19 protein-coding genes are annotated in these 21,943 nt (G+C 60.6%); 12 read left to right on the forward strand and 7 right to left on the reverse strand.

Annotated features, from left to right (window positions below):
- The 7 genes from H7U37_RS06085 to H7U37_RS06115 form a co-directional block, all read left to right on the forward strand.
- Positions 1-274: hypothetical protein (locus tag H7U37_RS06085; RefSeq protein ID WP_420875795.1), on the forward strand; the 274-nt coding region annotated here is incomplete at its 5' end.
- A gap of 18 nt (positions 275-292) precedes the next feature.
- Positions 293-1,555, forward strand: a complete 1,263-nt coding sequence (locus tag H7U37_RS16190) for a VTC domain-containing protein (protein ID WP_338049792.1) — start codon at positions 293-295, stop codon at positions 1,553-1,555.
- A gap of 4 nt (positions 1,556-1,559) precedes the next feature.
- A complete protein-coding gene (locus H7U37_RS06095) occupies positions 1,560-3,011 on the forward strand; it encodes a CotH kinase family protein (protein ID WP_204874439.1) in 1,452 nt (483 codons plus the stop codon).
- A gap of 266 nt (positions 3,012-3,277) precedes the next feature.
- The gene (locus tag H7U37_RS06100) at positions 3,278-3,859 is read left to right on the forward strand and encodes a hypothetical protein (protein ID WP_204874441.1); all 582 of its coding nucleotides are present in this window, start codon (positions 3,278-3,280) and stop codon (positions 3,857-3,859) included.
- Positions 3,860-3,940: 81 nt separating this feature from the next.
- Positions 3,941-4,666: a response regulator transcription factor gene (locus tag H7U37_RS06105; protein ID WP_420875796.1), complete on the forward strand. Its 726-nt coding sequence runs from the start codon at positions 3,941-3,943 to the stop codon at positions 4,664-4,666.
- A gap of 22 nt (positions 4,667-4,688) precedes the next feature.
- Positions 4,689-5,957, forward strand: a complete 1,269-nt coding sequence (locus H7U37_RS06110) for a HAMP domain-containing sensor histidine kinase (protein WP_204874445.1) — start codon at positions 4,689-4,691, stop codon at positions 5,955-5,957.
- An 88-nt stretch (positions 5,958-6,045) separates the two neighbouring features.
- Positions 6,046-7,032 (forward strand): tetratricopeptide repeat protein, encoded by a 987-nt coding sequence (locus tag H7U37_RS06115; RefSeq protein WP_204874446.1) that lies wholly within the window; start codon positions 6,046-6,048, stop codon positions 7,030-7,032.
- Between the two features lie 51 nt (positions 7,033-7,083).
- Here H7U37_RS06115 and H7U37_RS06120 read toward each other — a convergent pair whose 3' ends face one another.
- Genes H7U37_RS06120 through H7U37_RS06140 form a run of 5 tightly spaced genes read right to left on the reverse strand, consistent with a single transcriptional unit; the run spans position 7,084 to position 12,096 of the window.
- A complete protein-coding gene (locus H7U37_RS06120; protein WP_204874447.1) occupies positions 7,084-7,929 on the reverse strand; it encodes an SDR family oxidoreductase in 846 nt (281 codons plus the stop codon).
- A gap of 16 nt (positions 7,930-7,945) precedes the next feature.
- The gene (uxuA, locus tag H7U37_RS06125; protein ID WP_204874448.1) at positions 7,946-9,028 is read right to left on the reverse strand and encodes a mannonate dehydratase; all 1,083 of its coding nucleotides are present in this window, start codon (positions 9,026-9,028) and stop codon (positions 7,946-7,948) included.
- Between the two features lie 21 nt (positions 9,029-9,049).
- A complete protein-coding gene (locus tag H7U37_RS06130) occupies positions 9,050-9,955 on the reverse strand; it encodes a dihydrodipicolinate synthase family protein (RefSeq protein ID WP_204874449.1) in 906 nt (301 codons plus the stop codon).
- Positions 9,952-10,689 carry a FadR/GntR family transcriptional regulator gene (locus H7U37_RS06135; protein WP_204874450.1) on the reverse strand — a complete coding sequence of 246 codons (738 nt, stop codon included), beginning with the start codon at positions 10,687-10,689 and terminating at the stop codon, positions 9,952-9,954. The genes H7U37_RS06130 and H7U37_RS06135 overlap by 4 nt, the downstream gene beginning before the upstream one ends.
- A 45-nt stretch (positions 10,690-10,734) precedes the next feature.
- Positions 10,735-12,096 carry a GntP family permease gene (locus tag H7U37_RS06140; protein ID WP_204874451.1) on the reverse strand — a complete coding sequence of 454 codons (1,362 nt, stop codon included), beginning with the start codon at positions 12,094-12,096 and terminating at the stop codon, positions 10,735-10,737.
- Positions 12,097-12,570: 474 nt separating this feature from the next.
- On the opposite strand from H7U37_RS06140, the gene H7U37_RS06145 reads away from it, so the two are divergent.
- Genes H7U37_RS06145 through ilvD form a run of 3 tightly spaced genes read left to right on the forward strand, consistent with a single transcriptional unit; the run spans position 12,571 to position 16,637 of the window.
- On the forward strand, positions 12,571-13,596 hold the full coding sequence (locus tag H7U37_RS06145) for a zinc-binding alcohol dehydrogenase family protein (RefSeq protein WP_204874452.1): 1,026 nt from the start codon (positions 12,571-12,573) through the stop codon (positions 13,594-13,596).
- Positions 13,596-14,870: a nickel-dependent putative hexonate epimerase gene (locus H7U37_RS06150; protein WP_204874454.1), complete on the forward strand. Its 1,275-nt coding sequence runs from the start codon at positions 13,596-13,598 to the stop codon at positions 14,868-14,870. Before H7U37_RS06145 ends, H7U37_RS06150 begins: the two co-directional genes overlap by 1 nt.
- 18 nt (positions 14,871-14,888) lie before the next feature.
- Positions 14,889-16,637, forward strand: a complete 1,749-nt coding sequence (gene ilvD, locus H7U37_RS06155; RefSeq protein WP_338049794.1) for a dihydroxy-acid dehydratase — start codon at positions 14,889-14,891, stop codon at positions 16,635-16,637.
- Between the two features lie 128 nt (positions 16,638-16,765).
- On the opposite strand, the gene H7U37_RS06160 is transcribed toward ilvD, so the two are convergent.
- Together H7U37_RS06160 and H7U37_RS06165 are read right to left on the reverse strand one after the other, a co-directional pair.
- On the reverse strand, positions 16,766-17,533 hold the full coding sequence (locus H7U37_RS06160) for a hypothetical protein (RefSeq protein WP_204874456.1): 768 nt from the start codon (positions 17,531-17,533) through the stop codon (positions 16,766-16,768).
- A gap of 10 nt (positions 17,534-17,543) precedes the next feature.
- Positions 17,544-19,466 carry a polysaccharide biosynthesis protein gene (locus tag H7U37_RS06165; RefSeq protein WP_243414256.1) on the reverse strand — a complete coding sequence of 641 codons (1,923 nt, stop codon included), beginning with the start codon at positions 19,464-19,466 and terminating at the stop codon, positions 17,544-17,546.
- A gap of 263 nt (positions 19,467-19,729) precedes the next feature.
- Here H7U37_RS06165 and H7U37_RS06170 point away from each other — a divergent pair, with 263 nt between their 5' ends.
- Both H7U37_RS06170 and H7U37_RS06175 read left to right on the forward strand, forming a co-directional pair.
- Positions 19,730-20,809, forward strand: a complete 1,080-nt coding sequence (locus H7U37_RS06170) for a PfkB family carbohydrate kinase (RefSeq protein WP_204874461.1) — start codon at positions 19,730-19,732, stop codon at positions 20,807-20,809.
- A 48-nt stretch (positions 20,810-20,857) separates the two neighbouring features.
- Positions 20,858-21,781, forward strand: coding sequence for a pseudouridine-5'-phosphate glycosidase (locus tag H7U37_RS06175; protein ID WP_204874463.1), 924 nt, complete (start codon positions 20,858-20,860; stop codon positions 21,779-21,781).
- Positions 21,782-21,943: the final 162 nt, after the last annotated feature.

Genomic DNA, 21,943 nt, shown 5'->3' on the forward strand with positions numbered 1-21,943 from the left:
GCCCACCCCCAGCGGCGTTTATGACGCCAGCGACTACGGCCTCACCCAGCACACCGCCACCCCCGCGCCGGTGCAGACGCCCGTCCCCAATCGGGGTAACTCCCCCTACACCGATTACGGCACGTCTCCGTATACCGACTATGGGACCTCGCCCTATACGGATTACGGCAACAGCGGGTACAGCCCCTATACGGACTACGGCAACAGCGGGTACAGCCCCTATACCGACTACGGCAACAGCGGATACAGTCCCTACACCGATTACGGAAGATAATGAGACGGGAGGAACGCCATGCGCGCCGTTCTGCCAGAGGCAAGGGCCATGCGCCATGAGTGGAAGCACCAGATCCATCTGGGAGAGGATCTGGTGCTGTCCCGGCGGCTGCGGCGGCTGTTTCCCCACGACAGCCACGCCGGGCCGGATGGGAGCTACCGGGTGACCAGCCTTTATTTTGATACGCCCTACGACCAGGCGCTGCGGGAAAAGCTGGACGGCGTGGACCGGCGGGAGAAGTTCCGTCTGCGCTATTACGGCTGTGACACCGGCTTTCTCCGCTTGGAAAAGAAGTATAAGGTCAACGGCCTGTGCGGCAAGCGGAGCGTCTCCATAACGGCGGAGGAGGCGCGGCTACTGCTGGCCGGCGAGGACGATTTTTTGCTGGCCTCCGGTGAGCCCCTGCGGATGGAGTTATACAGCAAGATACGGGGCAAGGGGCTGCGGCCCAGGACCATCGTCCGCTATGACCGGGAGGCCTTTTGCTACGGACCGGGCAATGTGCGCCTGACGCTGGACCGGCGGGTCCGCACCGGCCTGTGCAGTACGGCCTTTCTGGACCCTGACCGCTTCTGCCTGCCGGTTTTGGAGGGGATTACGGTGCTGGAGGTCAAATACGACGCCTTTTTGCCCGATCTGGTCCGCATGGCGGTGCAGGTGCCCGGCAGACAGGCGGCGGCCTGCTCCAAATACGCCCTTTGCCGGATGGGACTCTTTCTCTTTTTCGTCTACAAGAGGAGTTACAGCGGGGTGATGTACTCCCCCAGCTTTGGGGTGACCCTGGTGGCCCTGTGCCTCATCACCACGCTGCTCATCATGACGGTCATCAGCAACGTGGTCCTCTCTTTGGGCATGGTGGGCGCGCTGTCCATCGTGCGCTTCCGTACTGCCATCAAGGAGCCCATGGACATCGCCTTTCTCTTCTGGGCCATTGCGGTGGGGATCGTGCTGGCGGCGGGATTTTTGCCCCTGGCCGTGCTGGGCAGTCTCTTTATCGGCGGAGTATTGCTCCTCTTTTCCCGGCGGAAGGCGGTGGATTTTCCCTACATCCTGGTGGTCCACTGCCAGGACGCTCAGACAGAGGAGGAGGTGCGCGCCGTGGTGGAGACGCAGGTCCGGCGGATGGTACTCAAGAGCAAGAGCGTGGACAGCCAGTGTGTGGAGCTCAACTATGAGGTCCGGCTGCGGGAGGGCGAGAGCGGCTTTGTCAATGAGCTGGCCGGGATGGAGGGAGTCAGCCATGTGACGCTGGTCTCCTACAACGGCGACTATATGGGATGAGAGTATGATCCAGCATAAATACATCGACGGGATATGTCTGGGCGGCGGGATCGGGGCGGCGGCGCTGGTGATATGGCTCCTTCTCTTCGGACGGCAGGTGATTCCCGCCGCCACCGCCGCGCCGGGCTATGTGAGCCGCCTTTTTGACGAGAGCCGGGTCCACACCATTGACATCCGGGTGGAGGACTGGGGGGCCTTTGTGGCCCGGGCGGAGGAAAAGGAATATGTACCCTGTACGGTGGAGATCGACGGGACGGAGTTTTACCAGGTGGGGCTCCGGGCCAAGGGGAGCAATTCCCTCCGGCTGATCGGGGAGTATGGTCTGAGCCGTTACAGCATGGTGCTGGAATTTGACCACTATCTGGAGGGCGGAAACTATTATGGCCTGGACAAGCTGTCCCTGGATACCTCCTTTCAGGACAACAGCTATCTCAAGGCCTATCTCGCCTACGATATGATGGACTTTATGGGGGTGCCCGCGCCGCTGTGCAGCTATACCTGGGTGACGGTCAACGGGACGGACTGGGGTCTGTTTCTGGCCACCGAGGAGCCGGAGGAGGCCTTTGCCCGCCGGAATTTCGGGGCGGAGTACGGACAGCTCTACAAGCCGGACTACCGCTCCCTCAGCGCGGAAAACGCCGACGTGGCCCTGCGCTACATCGACGACGACCCGGACAGCTACCCAAATCTCTTTGATAACGCCCGCTTTTCTCCCACCGAAGAGGACAAAAAACGGCTGATCGCCGCATTGAAAACCCTTTCCACCGGAGAAAACCTGGAAACGGCGGTGGATGTGGACCAGGTACTGCGCTATTTTACGGTACAGGTCTTTGTAATGAACTGGGACAGCTATCTGGGCCATACGGGACACAATTATTTTTTGTATGAACAGGACGGGATCATTAGCATCCTGCCCTGGGACTATAATCTGGCCTTTGGGACCTATGCGCTGGGGATGCCCAACCCCATCCGGGACCCCAACATCATCATCAACTACCCCATCAACACGCCGGCGGAGGGGAGCGTCATGCTCAACCGGCCGCTTTACCATAACCTCATGCAGAACGAAACCTATTTTCAGCGGTATCACGCCTATTTTGACCAGCTGCTTTCCGACTATTTTGAGAGCGGACGGTTTGAGACGCTGGTCCGGCAGGTGGAAAAAAGGATCGCGCCCTATGCGGAACAGGACCCCACGGCCTTTTGCTCGGCGCAGGACCACCGGCAGGCGGTGGACACCCTGGTGGAGCTGTGCCTGCTGCGGGCCGACAGCATCCGGGGACAGCTGGACGGGACCATACCGGCCACCCTCCGGGAACAGGAGGAGCGGCCGGGCGTGGGGGTGGACGCCTCGGCGGTGGCGCTGGAGGATCTGGGGGATTTCGACGACCTGCGGGCCGCCAGGGAAAAGCAGGAGGCGGCTTTGGAGGCGGTGCTGTCCGAGGCCGGGAATTGAATAAGGAACGGGAAGTCAGGCGTAGCAATACCCTGACTTCTTTTTTGCCCAGAATGGGGAAATGTTTGAGAAATCTTTAGAATTAGGACCATATATTCTTAAAAACGGCATTGCATACTAAGCTTAAGAATCGTTAAGGACCTCTCCCATAAACCGTTAAGAAAGGCAAGGTAGAATCATAGCCATCAGGAACACCTCCCATCCCCGGTCAGGGCGGAAGGAAAGGCTTCCCTGAAAATTGCTTAACGGAAGGAAGTACTTAAACGATGAAACCGACAGTAAAAAACAAGCTGAAAAGCGTGGCGGCCCTGGCTTTGGCGCTGGTGATGTCCGTTTCGGCCATGACAGGCTGCGCCGCCCAAAAAAGCCACGGGAAGGACAGCCCCCGTACCGCCCAGACCCAAAGCAAAGACGCCGGAGCCAAGGAGATTTCCCTGAAGAAAAATACCGGCAGAAAGAGCGCCGGTAAGAAGAGTACCGGCAGAAAGAATACTGGTAAGCAGGGCGCCAGCAAGAAGGAAACCGGCAAGAAGAACACCGGTAAGCAGGGCGCCAGCAAGAAGGAAACCGGCAAGAAGAACACCGGTAAGCAGGGCGCCAGCAAGAAGGAAACCGGCAAGAAAAACACCGGCAAGCAGGGCGCCAGCAAGAAGGAAACCGGCAAAAAAAACACCGGCAAGAAGAATACCGGCAGAAAGAACACCACCGGCCGGAAAACCACGCCTGGCAAAAAGCACACCATGCCCAGAAAGCGTCTGCCCGGTAAAAAGAGCACCATGCCCAAGCAGAACGTCCCCACCCGGAAGAGCGCCGCGCCCCAAGGCGGCACGATGAAAAAGACCGCTTGACGGCATAAAAAACCGAGGTCCCTCCCGCAAACCGGCGCGGGAGGGACTCGGAGCAGAAAAAGGAGGCTGGAAACTGTGGATGTGCAGACCATTTTGATCGTCGATGACGACGCCGACATCCGGGAAGGACTTCGCATTTTGCTGAGCGGCGAGCATTATATGATCCTGGAGGCCGACAGCGGCGCACAGGCGCTGGCGCGTATGTCCGATACGGTGGATCTGGTGATTTTGGATATCATGATGCCGGGGATGTCCGGCCTCCACGTCTGCGAGGAGATCCGCAAGCGGTCCGCCGTCCCCATCCTGTTTCTCACCGCCAAGGCCCAGGAATCAGATAAGCTGGTGGGGCTTGTGGCCGGCGGGGACGACTATCTGGCCAAGCCCTTCTCGTACGCCGAATTGATGGGGCGGGTCAAGGCCCTGCTGCGCCGCTACTGCGTTTACCGGGGCAAGGCCCAGGCCGGCGCCCTCAGCCGGGACAATATGCTCTCCGCCCGCGGAATCAAGATCAGTCTGGACTATAATCAGGTGTGGGTCCGGGGAAAGGAGGTGGAGCTGACCGACCTGGAATATAAGATCCTGCGCCTGCTGATGCAAAACCCCCAGCGTATTTTTTCCACCCAGAACATCTATGAAAGCGTATGGGGAGAGCCCTATTTCTATATTTCCAACGGCACCGTAATGGTGCACATCCGGAAGCTGCGGGTCAAGATCGAAGCGGACCCCCAGAATCCGCGCTGCCTGAAAACGGTATGGGGAAAGGGGTATCGCTTTGAGATCAACGGAACGGAAGACGCGCAGGCATAGTCTGACCACCCAATTCAGCGCCTTGCTCTGTCTGGCGGGTCTGGCCAGCGCCGCCCTCTTTCTGACGCTTCAGATAGGGGGCGGGATGCTGCTCAATCTCTATCTGGACACGTCGGATTTTGAAACCCGATACATTGAGAAAAAGCTCCGGTCCCTCCAGGACTATGTGACCCAGCATCACCTTTCCACCCAGGATACCGGGGCGCTCAGCGGCTGGCTGGAGAAAAATCCCCTTGTGCTGGTGGAGCTTTACCGCGCCAACCGGCTGATCTATACCTCTCTCGCGCCGGAAGAATCCGGGGAAAACCGGGAAGAGGCCCCCTATTACGACTGGGTGACCTACTATTCCCTGTCTTTTTCCGACGGAGAGGTCCAGGCGGTTTTATATACCGCAGAGAGCTATCAGTGGTTTGCAGGTCTGATGATTGTCAGCCTGCTGCTGTCAGCCCTGCTGTTCCTTCTTGTCTTTCTCCTGGGAAGCCGGCGGATGGTGGACTATATTTGCCGGCTCAGCGGGCAGATCCAGGCCATGGAGGGGGGAGACCTGGACCAGCCCATCCTGGTGGAGGGGAACAACGAGCTGTCCCGGCTGGCTCAGGGGCTGGACGCCATGCGCCTCTCCTTTCGGGAGCAGCGCAGGCGGGAGAGCGCGCTGTTCCGGGCCAACCAGACCATGATTACCCAGATGTCCCACGATTTGCGCACCCCTCTGACGGCGCTGCAGATCTATACCGACATCCTCCGCTACCGGAAATTTGAGGATGCCCGGCAGGCCGAGCTCTATTTGAGCCGGATTGACGCCAAGGTGGCCCAGATCAAGCAGCTTTCCGAGCATATTTTTCAATATTCCCTGATTTCCGGAGAGCAGCCGGTCCGGCTGGAGCCGCCCAGACCGGCCCGGGAGGTGTTCCACGACGCCCTTTCCGAGTTGACCGGATATCTGGAGCAGCAGGGCTTTTCCTGCGTGCCGGCGCTCTGCTGGCCGGAAGCCGGCATCGAGGTCTCCACCCCCTACATCAACCGCCTTCTGGACAATGTGGGCTCCAATCTCCTCAAATACGCCGACCCGTCCGCCCCCGTGCGGGTGGGCCTTCGGACCGAGGGGGAAGCCCTCCTCCTGACCTTCTGCAACGCCGTCCGGCCGGACCGGGCAAGGCGGGACAGCAGCGGCGTGGGGCTTTCCAACATGGAAGCCATGATGTCCAAAATGGGGGGCCGACTTTTGGTGGAAAGTACCCCGGAGGAGTTCCGGGTGACCCTGGCCTTTCCCCTTGCCGACCAGGGCGCTTAGCGCCCGCCGCGATTGACAGGCAGACAGTTTGTGATAAAATAAGATCACATACTGTCTGCTTTTTTGCGGAGCATAAGGAGGGGAAAGGATGGGGTTCTTTGATTTTTTTCGTAAAAAGAAGCTGAGCCACACGGAAAAAGCCGCTGCCGCCTGTCAGAGCTGCGGCCCTGAAGCGGCGGAGCGCTGGTTCCCGGGCGGACCGGAAGAGGCGGCGGACATCCTTTCCTCCCTGGCAAATATCTGCCAGGTGGATCTGGACCGGTGCGGCGTCCGGGAATACGGTCAGCTTTTGCGCGCGTACACGGACCTTGCCGACCGAGAGACGGAAGGGAAGCCGGAGGACGGCGGGACGGCCAAGGAGCCGGCGGAGTTCTCAAATCCCTTCGTGCGCACCCCCAAGACGGCCCGGGAGGTACTGGAATATACCGCCATCCACCTGCGGGACCGGAGCTTTTCGGTATCCGGCGAGGAGGAGCTGCGTTTTCTGCGGGGGCGGGTCGCGGCGGCGGAGAAACAGTCCCGCCCCGGCGAACATCTGGAGCTGTGCTTTTATTTTGAAACCGCGGCGGAATGGCTCACCTGCTGGCGTCTGCTGGGCGAGCGGCCCATCAGCTGGCAGCAGGGGGACGCCTATCTGGAGCGGTACCGGCGGGGACGCCGGTTTATGGAGGAGGGCCGGTTCCGGTGGGCGATTCAGACCTTACGGGGCAGCTTGTGCCTCAATCCCGTGGGGATCAGCGCCAGATTTGCCCTGTGTGAGTGCTATTTCCGCCTTAAGGAATGCTCGTCGGCCCGGCGGTGTTTGAATGAAACGGCCCGGTTTCTGACGGCGTCCGGGGAGATCGCCAGATTTTACAGACAGATGGGCCATATTGAGTATGAGGGAGGCAATTACCTGGGGGCCATGGCCTGCTATGCGTACAGTCTGAAATTTGCCGATGACTCGGCGGTGGAGGGGACTCTGGAGCAGATCCGGGTCCATATGGGAGAGGCCGGCGACCAGGTGTGTCGGGACCCGGTCTCGGTGCTGAAGCGGCGTAACATTACCGTGCTGAAAACAGATAAAAGAGGATAAAAAACCGGTTATCCAAAAGGATAACCGGTTTTTTTGAATAAAAGGGAGAAATTACACGCCGGAATAGGCGGAGAAGCCCGCGTCGATGGGCAGGACCACGCCGGTGATGGCGCTGGCGGCCTTGTCATCGCACAGGAAGAAGAGACCGCCCAGCAGCTCCTCGCTGTCCACAAAGCGGCCGGTGGGGGTGCCGCCCAGGATCTTGGCGGTACGGGCGGTGGGGGTGCCGTCCTCGTTGAAGAGGAGCTTCCGGTTCTGGTTGGACACCAGGAAGCCGGGGGCGATGGCGTTGCAGCGGATGCCGGTGCCGGCAAAGTGGGTGGCCAGCCACTGGGTGAAGTTGGAGATGGCGGCCTTGGCGCCGGAGTAGGCGGGGATCTTGGTCAGCGGGATGTAGGCGTTCATGGAGGAGATGTTCAGGATGCAGCCGGACTTGCGGGCCACCATGTCCTTGGCAAAGGTCTGGGTGGGCAGCAGGGTGCCCTGGAAATTCAGGCGGAAAACGAAGTCCACGCCGCTGGCATCCAGATCAAAGAAGGTTTTCTGACCCTCCTTGGCCTCATGCTGGTACTCGTTGTCGGTGGTGGCTCTGGGGTTGTTGCCGCCGGCACCGTTCACCAGGATGTCGCAGGGGCCCAGATCCTTCAGCACCTGCTGATGGACCTCTTCCAGGGCCTCGGGCTCCAGCACGTTGGCCTTGTAGCCCTCACAGATGAAGCCCTCGGCCTTGCACTCCTCGGCCAGAGCCTTGACGGCCTCCTCGTTCAGGTCCAGCGCGGCCACCTTGGCGCCCGCCTGGGCAAAGGCACGGGCCATGGTGCTGCACAGCACGCCGCCGGCGCCGGTCACCACGACGACTTTACCGGTAAAATCTACATTCAAAGGCAGATCGATCATGATTGGTTCCTCCTAATTACTTTTGCTCCAGTTTGTCCATCATTTCCCAGGCGCCCAGCATGTACATGATGCCCAGGGCGCGGTCGTAAAGGCCGTAGCCCGGACGGACGGTGCCGGGGCCCTCGCCCCACAGATGACGGCCGTGGTCGGGGCGGATGTAGCCCTCGTAGCCGCAGTCGTGATAAGCTCTCAGGATCTCCAGGATGCCGGTCTCGCCGTCGCAGTCCCGGTGGCTGGCCTCGGAGAAGTCGCCGTTGGGGAAGTGCTTGATGTTGCGGATGTGGGCGAAGGCGATGCGGTCGCAGTGCTTGCGCACGATGTCGGCCACGTTGTTGTCGGGGTTGGCGTTGAGGCTGCCGGAGCAGAGAGTCAGGCAGTTATAGGGATCGTCCACCATGGAGAGGAACCGGTCAATGGAGGCCTCGTCCACCATCAGGCGGGGCAGGCCGAAGATATCCCAGGGGGGATCGTCCATGTGGATGGCCATTTTGATGTCGCACTCCCGGCAGGTGGGCATGATGGCTTCCAGGAAGTACTTGAGGTTCTCCCACAGCTTCTCCTTGGTGACGGGGGCATAGGCCTTGAAGAGCTCGTCCAGCTTGGCCATGCGCTCCGGCTCCCAGCCGGGGAAAGTCATATTGTACTTTTCGGTAAAGGACATGATGTACTCGGCCATGGCCTTGTAATCGCTCTGGATCATGTCCTTCTGATAATAGAGGGCGGTGGAGCCGTCTCCCACGGGGTGGAAAAGGTCGCTGCGGGTCCAGTCAAAGATGGGCATGAAGTTGTAGCAGATGACCTTTACGCCAAAGGGGGCCAGGTTGCGGATGGTCTGCTTGTAGTTTTCGATGTACTGGTCCCGGGTGGGCAGGCCGATCTTGATGTCGTCGTGGACGTTGACCGACTCCACCACGTCCATGTTGAAGCCGTAGGGCTCCAGCTGCTTTTGGACGTTGGCGATCTCCTCGGGCTGCCAGATTTCGCCGGGCAGCTTATCGTGGAGGGCCCAGACGATGCCCTCCACGCCGGGGATCTGCTTGATGTCGGAGAGCTTGATGTGATCGTTGCCCTCACCGTACCAGCGCCAAGTCATTTTCATAGATGCTTCGCCTCCAGATGATTATTTTTCAGCCAGGGAGACACCCTCCCGGCGCAAAATGGCCAGGATCTGCTCGCTTTGCTCCTTGGAGGCTTCCTCCATGGGGAAGGTGCAGGTTCCGGAGGAGACAAAGCCGCGCAGACGGGCGGCTTCCTTGATGATGGGAATAAAAAGCGGGCTCACGGCATAGATGGACATGAGCCGGTCAATGGTCTGCTGTCCGGCGGCAATGCCGGGCAGATCGTCGGACCGCATGGCCTGTGCCCAGGCGGCGCAGAGTTCAGGCACCACGTTGGAAAGCCCGCCGATACAGCCGTCCCCGCCGGCCAGCACGTTGTGGGCGGCGTTCTCGTCGAAGCCGGAATAGACTTCAAAGTTGGGGAAAGCGCTTTTGACCACGGTAATGAGTTCCCGTGTGTGGTCCATACCGGAGATGGTATCCTTGATACCCGCCAGATTGGAGTGGCGGCTGGCCAGCTTCAGGACCAGAGACGGGGGAATGGTGTAGCCGGTGCGGTCCGGGAAGTTATAGAGATAGACAGGGCCGTGAATCCGCTCCAAGAGATTGTCATAAAAACGCTCCAGTGCCTCGCCCTCCATCCGAAAATAGTAGGGCGGCACGATCATGACCGCGTCGGCCCCCCATTTGAGGCACTGGTTGGAGAAGGGGACGATCTCCTCCGGGAGCATACTGGCCGTACCGATGATGGTTTTGACCCGGTGCCCGATGGAGCGAATGGAAAATTCCGCCAGAGTGCGGCGGCGCTCGGTGGTGAGGGCAAAAAATTCCCCGATGCTGCCCTGCACCAGGATACCGTCCACACCGCCGCGGATCAGGTGTTCGTAAAGACGCCCCTGGCTGTCAAAATCGAACATGCCGTCCGGCCGGAACAACGTAAGGGCGGGGGTAATATAAGATGCGTTCATTTGGGTTTTTCCTCCTGGGAAACCTCCATCTGACGCCGAATGGCTTCCAGCTTTTGCTGATTGTGCTCGATGTGCTCCCGCATCACCGTTTCGGAGCGCGCCCCGTCGCCGTCGGCGATGGCCTCGGCAATGAGGCGGTGCTCTTTGATGGTATAGGAGCGAAGGCTTCTCCTGGTGAGGGAGCCGAAGAGACTGACAGAGTGGAGAATGAGGGGCATCAGCTTGGGCACCGCCTGGTTATGGGTACACTTGGCAATGCTGAGATGAAACTCCATATCCAGGGGCAGGTGGTCCCGGCCGGCTTCAATCTCCTGCTCCACCAGAACGCGGTACGCCTGTACCCGTTCCAGCTCTTCAGAAGTGCGCCGCTGGGCGGCCAGCTTGGCCACCCAGGGCTCCACCTGCAGCCGGACCTCCATCAGATCGAAGGCCAGCTGGATCTGGTCCGGAACAAAGGCAAAACCCAGAGGGTCCTCCATCTCACCGGGATTGTTGGCGATGTAGGTCCCCTTGCCCCGGCGGATGACCAGGACGTTGCGGGCCACCAGAAGCTTGACCGCCTCCCGGACCGTACCGCGGCCCACATTGAGTTGGCTGGCCAGTTCAAATTCATTGGGCAGCTTGTCCTCGCTGGTCAGATGTTGGTCAATGATCAATTGGGCGATCTGGTCCGCCACCCGGTCGGGAAGGGAGGCGGTTTTGGTCTTGACAGATTCAAATTGGGAAGAGTCCATGGTTTTCCTTCCTTTCTGCCTGGGCGACGGACCAGATGAATGGACTTAGAGCAGACCTGGCAGGACGCCCTGGAAGAGACTCAAGATACAGACAAAGATCAGGATGGCAACGCCGGCCACAAAGCCGCCCAGCGTCCAACCACGGATGGTGTCGGTAACATCGATGTGGAAGAAACGGGAGATGGCCCAGAAACCGGAGTCATTGGGCAGGGACAGGCCGATGCCGCCGGCGCAGATGGCGATGGCGCACAGGATGGGAGAAACGCCGGAGGAGGCGGCGGCGGAGGCCATGATGGCGGAGGTGGTGGTCAGGGCCACGGTGGTGGAGCCCTGGGCGCAGCGCAGCACCTGGGAGATGACGAAGCAGAGCACCAGGATGGGAATGTTGAAGTTGCCGAAGAAGCCAGTGATAAAGTCGGCGATGCCGGAGGCCTGGAGGATACCGCCGTAAGCGCCGCCGGCGCCGGTGATGAGAAGGATCAGGCCGACCTTGTCAGCGCCGTCAGACATGATGTCGGTGATGGAGCGGGGCAGATAACGGCGGGAGATGATGGCGCCGTAGAGCACGCCGATGGTCATGGACACGTTCTTGGAGCCCAGGAAGCTCAGAAGATCCAGGACGAAGCCCTCACCCATAAAGAGGGGCGCGAAGCTGCCCAGCAGGATGAGGATGATGGGGACCAGCAGGATGGACAGGGCCTTCATGGCGCCCATCTTGGGACGGTCGTTCTTGCCGGTCTCTTCCGCGGCGGCCTTGATCTCAGCGTCCATGTCGGAGAAGTCCCAGGTCTTGCCTCTCTTGTGGTCGATCTTATTGAGGATGCCGCCGTAGATGATGCCGCCCACGATCATGCCCACAAAGGCGGAGATGAGGGCGTAGAAGAAAAAGATACCAACGGAGATGCCCATGTTTTCCGCCACGGCCAGAGGAGGCGCGGTGGGCAGCACCAGGGCGAAGGTACAGGTGGTGGCCACGGAGATGGCACAGGCATAGCCGGTCATGGAGTAGCCGGTGCGCTTGGAGAGCACCCGGAGCATGGGGGCGAACATGATGTACACCACGTCGCCGAACACGGGGATGCCGGTGATAAAGCCGGAGACGGCCACGGCGAACTGGGAACGGTTGTCGCCCAGCTTCTTGAGGATGCCGTTGGCGATGTTGTCGATACCGCCGGACTCATACATAAACATACCCAGCATGACGCCCAGGCCGGTGACGATACCGATGCCGCCCAGGGTGCTGCCGAATTTGTCTGTGACTACGTTCGTTACGTCGAGAAGGGACATCTGGCACAGGATACCGGTGCCGTAGGCGGTGACCAGCAGGGCCACGAAGGCGTTGAGCTTGAGCTTGATGATACAGAACAGCAGAACCGCGATGGAGAGAAGGAAGATGAACATCAACATAAATGTTGGCCTCCTAGTTTTGATTTCTCCCGCCGTCCGCCGGCGTCCCGACGGACGGCGGGAGCATTGCGGCCGGTACGGTTCCCGACATACCGGGCCGCTGTCTCCCCACGCATTCAGCATAACAAATAGGACGTCTGATGTCAAAGGGGGAAATCCCGTTTCGGATATTTTTGGATAGGTGTACAGAATGGTTTATAGTTTTTTGTGTAAAAGTCAAAAATAGACTGGAAAAGGTGGAATGCACCGAGGAATGTTGCACAAGAAGAACGGGCGAAAATCGGCGGTTCTGTCAATTTACAACGTACGACGTATGATGTATGATGTTTTAAGCGAGCGGAACGGGCCACCCAGCGCCCCACATCGTCTCCCCACGGTTCCCGACGCGGCTCCACGTTCCCGGAGGCCGCCCCCGTGCCGCTTCTTCGGTCCATACGTTAATTTTTGTGAAGAAATGAAAAGGGGAACATTATTATGAAAGCGATCAAACTGGACGAGCCCTGGAAGGTAGCATGCATCGAAGCCGAAAAGCCCGTACCCGGCCCCGGCGAGGCCCTCATCCGTATCATCACCGCCGGCATCTGCGGCAGCGACATCGGCGCGTTCCGCGGCACCAACGGCCTGGTCTCCTACCCCCGTGTCATCGGCCATGAGCTGGCCGGCATCGTGGAGTCCATCCCGGAGGACAACCCCAAGGGCATCAAAGTGGGAGACAAGGTCATCATTGACCCCTACCTCTACTGCGGACACTGCTACCCCTGCTCCATCGGCCGTACCAACTGCTGCACCGATCTGCACGTCCTGGGCGTTCATGTGGACGGCGGCATGGCCGAGTACTTCTGCCATCCGGCCGACATGCTGGTGAAGATGCCGGAGAACATGGACTGGGTCCTGGCCGCCATGGCCGAGCCCCTCACCATCTCCCTCCACGGTGTCCACCGCGGCGGCCTGAAGGCCGGGGAGTATGTGGCCATCTACGGCGCCGGCCCCATCGGCCTGCTGGCCGGCATGGTGGCCGAGGCCTACGGCGCCCACGCCATCGTCATCGACCTGGTCCAGGAGCGGCTGGACTTCGCCAAGAGCGTGGGCATTGAGTATGTCATCAACTCCGGCAAGGAGGACGTGGTGGCCGAGGTGGCCAAGATCACCGACGGCAACATGGCTCAGCTGGTCATGGAGTGCACCGGCGCCAACGTCTGCATCCGCAACTCTCTGGACCTGGTGTCCAACGCCGGCCGCATCACCTTTACCGGCTGGCCCAAGACCGAGACCTCTCTTCCCACTGACCTGTTTACCAAGAAGGAGATCGACATCCGCGGCGCCCGCACCAGCGCCGGCGAGTTTGAGGAGGCCATCGACCTCATCTGCTCCGGCAAGGTGGACGTCAAGCGCATCCTGACCAAGCTGGTCTCCATGGACGAGGCCGCCGACACCATCATCGACATCGAGAAGAACCCCGGCAACTACATGAAGGTGGTCGTGCAGGTAGGGGAAGCGTAATGGAAGAACTGTATTTGACCGAAGAACAGCGGGGAATCTCCTCCGCACAGCTGGAAGCGCAGCTGGACGGCCTGCTGCGCCAGTGGCCGGGTGTGAAAAAGGTCCTCATCATTCCCCCGGACTACACCCGCTGCTATTCCTATGCCGGTGAGATCACCCAGATCCTCTACCGGAAGCTCAGCCCCGCCGCCACGGTCCATGTGATGCCCGCCCTGGGCACCCATATGGCCATGGACGAGGAGGAACTGGACAAGTTTTTTGGCGACGTGGTGCCCCGGGAGGCCATCCTGGTCCATCACTGGCAGAGCGACACGGTGCGCCTGGGCTACGTCCCGGCGGAGGTCTGCGCCGAGATCAGTAACGGGCTCTTCCCCGAGCAGATCGACGTGGAGGTGAACCACCTGCTGGTGGACGGCGGCTATGACCTCATCCTCTCGGTGGGCCAGGTGGTCCCCCACGAGGTGGTGGGCATGGCCAACTACTCCAAAAACATTTTCGTGGGCACCGGCGGCCGGGAGATGATCAACAAATCCCATATGCTCAGCGCCATCTGCGGCATGGAGAAAGCGCTGGGTGTCATTGACAGCCCCGCCCGCAAGGTTTATGATTACGCCCAGAAGCACTTTATTGACGGCAAGCTGCCGCTGGTCTACCTCCAGACCGTCACCACCCGGGAGGGCGAGGAGGTCAAGCTTCACGGCCTGTACATCGGCCAGTCCCGCCGGCCCTTCGAGCTGGCGGCCCAGCTGTCCCAGAAGCTGAACATCTGCCACGTGGAGCGCCGGGCCAAAAAAGTGGTGACCTATCTGGAGCCCACCGAGCTCAAGACCACCTGGGTGGGCAACAAGGGCATCTACCGCACCCGCATGACGGTGGCCGACGGCGGCGAGCTGCTCATTCTGGCCCCCGGCGTCAAGGCCTTTGGCGAGAACGAAGAGATGGACGCCATGACCCGAAAGTATGGCTACACCGGTACGGAGCATATCCTGGACCTCTACCGCCAGGGGGCCTTTGAGGGCCGCCTCATGAGCGCGGCGCACCTGATCCAGGGCTCCAGCGACGGCCGCTTCCGCATCACCTACGCCACCCGTCCCGAAAACCTCTCCAAGGAGGAGATCGAGAGCGTGGGCTACCAGTGGGCCGACTATGAGGAGACCGCCCGCCGTTATGACCCCCACGCCTTGAAGGAAGGGTGGAACACCCTGCCCGACGGGGAAGAGATCTACTTTGTGGGCACCCCTGCGCTGGGGCTCTGGAAGGTAGACGAGGAATAGAAAGGACGATTTGATATGTTGATCAGCCAGGAAATGCGCAAACTCGCGCCCGAGATGGACCCCCTGCGTCTGGGTACCGGCTGGACGGTGGAGGATCTGGCCAAGCCTCAGATCTTCGTGGAGAGCACCTTCGGCGACAGCCACCCCGGCTCCGGACACCTGGACAAGCTGGTGGCGGCGGCCTGTGAGGGCATCGCGGCGGCCGGCGGCCATGGCGCCCGCTATTTCTGCACCGATATGTGCGACGGCGAAAGCCAGGGTACCGACGGCATCAACTACTCCCTGGTGAGCCGCGAGATGATCGCCAACATGATCGAGATCCAGGCCAACGCCACCCCCTTTGACGCCGGCGTCTATATGGCCAGCTGCGACAAGGGTCTGCCCGGCAACCTGATGGGCCTGGCCCGTGTGAACATCCCCGCGGTGGTGGTGACCGGCGGCACCATGGCGGCCGGCCCCAACATGCTGACCCTGGAGCAGCTGGGCATGTACTCCGCCCAGTATGAGCGCGGCGAGATCGACGAGGCCAAGCTCCAGTGGGCCAAGCAGAACGCCTGCCCCAGCTGCGGCGCCTGTTCCTTCATCGGCACCGCCTCCACCATGCAGATCATGGCCGAGGCCCTGGGCCTCAGCCTGCCCGGCAGCGCCCTGCTGCCCGCCACCAGCCCCGACCTCATCGACTACGCCAGAAGAGCCGGCGAGCAGGCCGTGAAGCTGGCCCATATGGAGGGGATGCGTCCCCGGGACATCGTGACCCTCAAGAGCTTTGAGAACGCCATTTTGGTCCATGCCGCCGTGTCCGGCTCCACCAACTGCCTGCTCCACCTGCCCGCCATCGCCCATGAGTACGGCATCGAGATCACCGGCGAGACCTTCGACCGCCTCCATCGCGGCGCCCGCTACCTGCTGGACGTCCGGCCCGCCGGCCGCTGGCCCGCGGAGTTCTTCTACTATGCCGGCGGCGTCCCCGCCATCATGGAGGAGATCAAGGAGCACCTCCACCTGGATGTGATGACCATTACCGGCAAGACTCTGGGCGAGAACCTGGAGGAGCTCAAGCGCAACGGCTTCTATGAGCGCTGCCAGCACTGGCTGGACCAGGCCAACCAGCGCTGCGGCACCCACATCACCAAAGAGGACATCATCCGGCCCTATGACAAGGCCATCGGCACCGACGGCTCCATCGCCATCCTGAAGGGCAATCTGGCCCCCGAGGGCGCGGTCATCAAGCACACCGCCTGCCCCAAGGAGATGTTCTCCGCCGTCCTCAACGCCCGTCCCTTCGACAGCGAGGAGGCGTGCATCGACGCGGTGCTCCACCACAAGGTGAAGCCCGGCGACGCGGTGTTCATCCGCTACGAGGGCCCCAAGGGCTCCGGTATGCCCGAGATGTTCTACACCTCCGAGGCCATTTCCTCCGATAAGGAGCTGGGCCGCAGCATCGCCCTCATCACCGACGGCCGCTTCTCCGGCGCCTCCACCGGCCCTGTCATCGGCCACTGCAGCCCCGAGGCTCAGGCCGGCGGTCCCATCGCCCTGGTGGAAGAGGGCGACCTGATCCAGCTGGACGTGAAGGAGCGTATTCTGGCCATCGTGGGCGTGAAGGGGGAGCGCAAGACCCCCGAGGAGATGGACGCCATTCTGGCCGAGCGCAAGAAGAGCTGGAAGCCCAAGGCCGCCAAGTACCCCAGCGGCGTGCTCCGCCTCTTCTCCGAGCTGGCTGAGTCCCCCATGAAGGGCGCGTATCTCTCTTACGATAAGAAGTAAACAAGCAGCAGCAGACACCGGTCTTTTGACGCCAGCCGTCAGGGACCGGTGTCTTTTTTCGTTTCAGGGCAAAAGAAAAGGGACGGCGAGCGTTTTCGCTCACCGTCCCCGCGGACGTGTTTCAACGGTTATCCCTCTTGGAATTCCTTGAGGTAATAGGCTTTTTTCAGGCTCTTTTCCTCCTGGTAGGTCTCCTCCACCTCTTTGGCCAGGCTATCGTCCTTGCCGGCCTGCTTGAGCAGATCCCGCAGGGTGGAGACCACTTCCGCCACCTTGGCGTCGCACTCCTTCTCCAGCGCGGTCAGCTCTTCCACCTTGCCGTACACCACCGCCGTCCGGTTTTCGGGGGTATGCTCGCCGGCGACGTACTCGTCGATGGCGGACTGTACGATGGCCTCCAGCTGGGCCACATAGGTGGCTTGGAGCACATACATTTTGGCGATCTGCTGGCGGATCTGCTGGTCGATGGTGTTGGAGGTACTGCTGGCCGCCGGTTTGCTGGTGCCGGACGGCGTACTGGGGGTGGAAGTAGGGGTACTGGTTGCGGCGGCGGAATCGCCGGTGTCTGTACTGCCGTCCGGCGTGTCCTCGGTGGGGGCGGGAGAGGCCGTTTCACCGGCCAGCAGCTTTTCTGCCGCCTCGTCGGCGGTGAGGCTGCCGTCCATCAGCGCGGCCAGTTCGTCCTCGCTGAAGGCATAGTCGCTGATGTCATAATCCTTCATGGCCTTGGTCAGGGTCTTGCTGTTTTCCTCCAGGCGGCTGCTGATGGTGTCGCCGTCCATGGTCATCATATAGCGGGCGGCCTTGATGTTGTTCCACTGCCAGGCAGCCAGCGCGGCGCCGGCCACGATGAGCACGCCCACCACACCAATGGCAATTTTGACTCCTTTTTTCATGAATCCTCCTTTACGCGCCGATCGCGTTATAATCGGTCTCTTGCTGCTGGGAACCTTCCCCCATCTGCTGGCGCACCTGCTCTTCGGCCTGGCGGTTGACCTCCTCCGGGTCCTTGAAGGTGGGGACCAGCTGATGCAGGATCTCAAAAATATGGGAACGGGCGCCCTGTTCCAGCGCCTCGGAGAGGGCGTTGAGCCAGGCGGAGAGCTGGTCATAGGGCAGAGGCTGCCGCTGCTCCACAAAAATCTTTTCATTTTCGGTGCGGCTCAGGTTGGCGTTTTTGGTCAGCAGCTCCTCATAGAGCTTTTCGCCGGGGCGCAGGCCTACCTCCTTGATTTTGATGTCCACATAGGGGGTATAGCCGGAGAGGCGGATCAGATTTTCCGCCAGGTCCAGGATATGGACCGGCTGTCCCATATCCAGCACAAACACCTCGCCGCTGTGGGCCAGAGAGCCGGCCTCCAGCACCAGGGACACCGCTTCCGGGATGGTCATGAAGTAACGTACGATCCGCTTGTCGGTGATGGTCACCGGTCCGCCGTAGGCGATCTGCTTTTGGAAGAGGGGGATCACCGAGCCGTTGGAGCCCAGCACGTTGCCGAAGCGGACGGCGGCAAATTCGGTCTGTCCCCGTTCCCGCAGGCCCTGGAGGACCTGTTCACAGAGGTATTTGGTGGCGCCCATGATGTTTGTGGGATTGACCGCCTTATCGGTGGAAATGAGAACGAACTTTTCCACATGGTATTTCTGGGCGGCCAGGGCGGTATGGTAGGTGCCGAAGACGTTGTTTTTGATGGCCTCCTCGGGGCAGTGCTCCATCAGGGGCACATGCTTGTGAGCGGCGGCGTGGAACACCAGGTTGGGGCGGTAGTAGGCAAAGAGACGGTCGATCTTATTATAATCCCGGACGGAGCCGATCTCAATCACCAAATCCAGCTTGCTGCCAAACCGGTGGATCAGGTCCTGCTGCAAGTCGTAGACGGAGTTTTCCGCGATGTCCAGGACAATGAGCCGCTTGGGTCCATACTGGGCGATCTGCCGGCACAGCTCCGAACCGATGGAGCCGCCGCCGCCGGTGACCAGGATGGTCTTGTCCCGCAGGAAGGTGGAGATGCGGGGGTTGTCCAGCCGCACGGCGGGCCGGCCCAGCAGGTCCTCAATGCGCACCTGGCGCATACTGCCCGCCAAAGAGGCGTTGGGACGCTCCAGCTGCATGAGGGGATCGTCCAGAATGTGAAGGCGGCAGTTGGTTTTGGCGCATACCTTCAAGATCTCCGCCCGGCGCTCGGGGGAGAGGGTGGGGATGGCCAGAATGATCTCGGTGACGTTGGTGTCGGCCAGCAGCTCCGGCAGGCGGTCGATGGGGCCCTTTACCGGGACGCCGAACACGCTCTTGCCGATTTTGTCCTCGGCGTCGTCAAAAAGGCAGAAGGGAATATAGTGGCCGTTGCTGTTATGTACCAGCTCGTGGAGGAGAGACACGCCGGCGGTGCCGGTGCCGATAATGGCCACCTGACTGCGTCCCGCACCGCTGTATCGGGTAAAGCGAAAGCGGTAGAGGCGGTAGACAAAGCGCAGGGTGAGCATGGCCATCAGGGCCAGGAGCATACCGAAGAGGCCCCGCACAATCCAGATGGAGTTGGTGTCCAGGACCAGGTTAATGGCGGTATAGACCAGATAGCCGCAGCCGGCGCCGCCCAAAAGCACCAGATATTCCCGGCTTTCGGCGTAGCGCCAGAGGCTGTCGTAGGTTTTGAAGCGCAGCTGGAAGAAGAATACGCATACGTTCAGCAAAATGATGTGCATCACCAGATTGAACATCTGGATATCACCGCTCAGGTAATTAGGCAGAAAGACCAGGATATTGCAGGTGAAAATCAAATAAACGTCGATTGCCAGCACGATCCAGGCACGATAATTTGAGAGTTTCATCTTGTCTCCATTCCCGTATAACTTCGATCTCTTCATACTTTTTCCTATTCTACCACCGATACCCCTGGAAGTCAAACCAGTTAGTTTTGGAAAAGTGCCAGAATTTATAAGGAAGCCGCTCCTTTTTCTCATTTTATTTGTCATGACTGTTGTCATATCAACAATTCTTTTTTCAAAATGGGACTTGATATTTTGGAAAAAAGGGATAAAATTAAGCATAAGATTAAAGGATAAATATTTGCTTATGAAATGGAGGGCTGCCCATGACTCAGCGGGAACGCCAGATCCTGCGGTGGATCGAGGAAAACCCCATGATCTCTCAGCAGGAGCTGGCCGAAAAAGCGGGGATCGCCCGCTCTTCGGTGGGAGTGCATATCTCCAACCTGATGAAAAAGGGCTGTATCCTGGGCAAGGGATACATCGTCCATACCGCCCCGTACGCGGTGGTGGTGGGGGGCGTGAATATGGACATCGGAGGGCGGCCTGCCGCGCCCCTGGTGGCTCAGGACTCCAATCCCGGGCAGGTGCGTATGAGCCTGGGGGGCGTGGGGCGCAATATTGCGCACAATATGAGCCTGCTGGGCATCGACACCCGGATGCTCACCGCCTTTGGAGACGACCTCTACGCCCAGCGCATCGCCGCCTCCTGCGGAGAGCTGGGCATCGACATCTCCCAGGCCCTTCAGGTGCCCGGCGGGGCCACCTCTACCTATCTGTTCATCTCCGACCAGCGGGGCGACATGGCCCTTGCCATCTCCGACATGGCCATTTATGACCATCTGACCCCCGCCTTCCTTCGTACCCGCCAAAATTTGCTGGATCACGCCCAGCTCATCGTGCTGGATACCAACCTGCCCGCTTCCTCCATTACCTATTTGGCGGAAAACAGCAAGGTCCCCCTCTTTGCCGACCCGGTCTCCACCGCCAAGGCGGTCAAGCTCAAGCCGGTGCTGGGACGGATTCACACCCTGAAGCCCAACCGGCTGGAGGCGGAGCTCCTCTCCGGCGTGCCTATCACCGACGAGGCCAGCCTTCACCGGGCGGCGGACGTGCTCTTGTCCACCGGCCTGCGGCGGGTGCTCATCAGCCTGGGGAGCGACGGTATGTTTGCCGCTGACCACCAGGAGCGCTTCCATCTGCCCTGTCTGCCGGGCCATATGGTCAACACCACCGGCTGCGGCGACGCCGCCATGGCCGCCGTGGCCTGGGCCTATCTGGAGGGGACGGATTTGAAGCATACCGCCCTGGCCGCCCTGGCCGCCGGCGCCATTGCCATGGAGAGCGCCGAGACCATCAACCCGGAGCTCCGGGTGGAGACCCTGAAAGCCCGCGCCGCACAATAAACGTTATCCGTCGTAAAGTTTCATATCATAGTTTGGAGGTATATTAAGATGAATTTCAACAAGTATCTGGACGTAGCCCCCGAAGTTGCCCAGGCTGTGGCCGCCGGCCGGCCGGTGGTGGCCCTGGAGTCCACCATCATCTCCCACGGTATGCCCTATCCCCAGAATGTGGAGACCGCCCTGCGGGTAGAGGCCATCATTCGGGAAAACGGCGCGGTGCCCGCCACCATCGCCATCATCAACGGCCGCCTCAAGGCGGGCTGCACCAAGGAAGAGATTGAGTATCTGGGCAAGCAGGGACCTAAGGTCAACAAGGCCAGCCGCCGGGACCTGGCGGTGCTGGTCTCCAAGGGAGCCGACGGCGCCACCACCGTGACCACCACCATGATCATCGCCCATATGGCGGGCATCAAGATCTTTGCCACCGGCGGCATCGGCGGCGTCCACCGGGGCGCCGAGACCACCATGGACATCTCCGCCGACCTGGAGGAGCTGGCCCATACCCCGGTGATGGTGGTCTGTGCCGGGGCCAAGTCCATCCTGGACCTGGGCCTCACCCTGGAATATCTGGAGACCCACGGCGTGCCCGTCATCGGTTACGGCACCAAGGAGCTGCCCGCCTTCTACACCCGCAAGAGCGGTTTTTCCGTGGATTACCGGCTGGACACCCCCGAAGAGCTGGCCGCCGCCTTCCGTACCAGCCTGGCGCTGGGCTTTGAGGGCGGTATGCTGGTGACCAACCCCATCCCGGAGGAGTTCTCCATGGACCCGGCGGTCATCAACCGCGCCATTGACGCCGCCCTGGCCGAGGCCAAGGAGCAGGGCATCCACGGCAAGGAGACTACCCCCTTCCTCCTGGCCAAGGTCAAGGAGCTGACCGGCGGTGACAGCCTGGACTCCAACATCCAGCTGGTGTTCAATAACGCCCGCCTGGCGGCTCAGACCGCCTGCGCCATGTGCGAAGATAAGTGATGAAAGATAAGAGATAAGAGATAGGGAAACGTGAAAAGACCCTGGACCGGCTGCAAACATCGGTCCAGGGTCTTTTTCGTCATGCAAGAGGCGCTGTCTTTGTGCGCTGCCGTATTGCACAAAGACGGTAGGGGCGGCCCTTGTGGTCGCCCCCAGAACGCC

Origin of the sequence: Pseudoflavonifractor phocaeensis, assembly GCF_016901735.1 — a bacterium.
Classification (GTDB): domain Bacteria; phylum Bacillota; class Clostridia; order Oscillospirales; family Oscillospiraceae; genus Pseudoflavonifractor_A.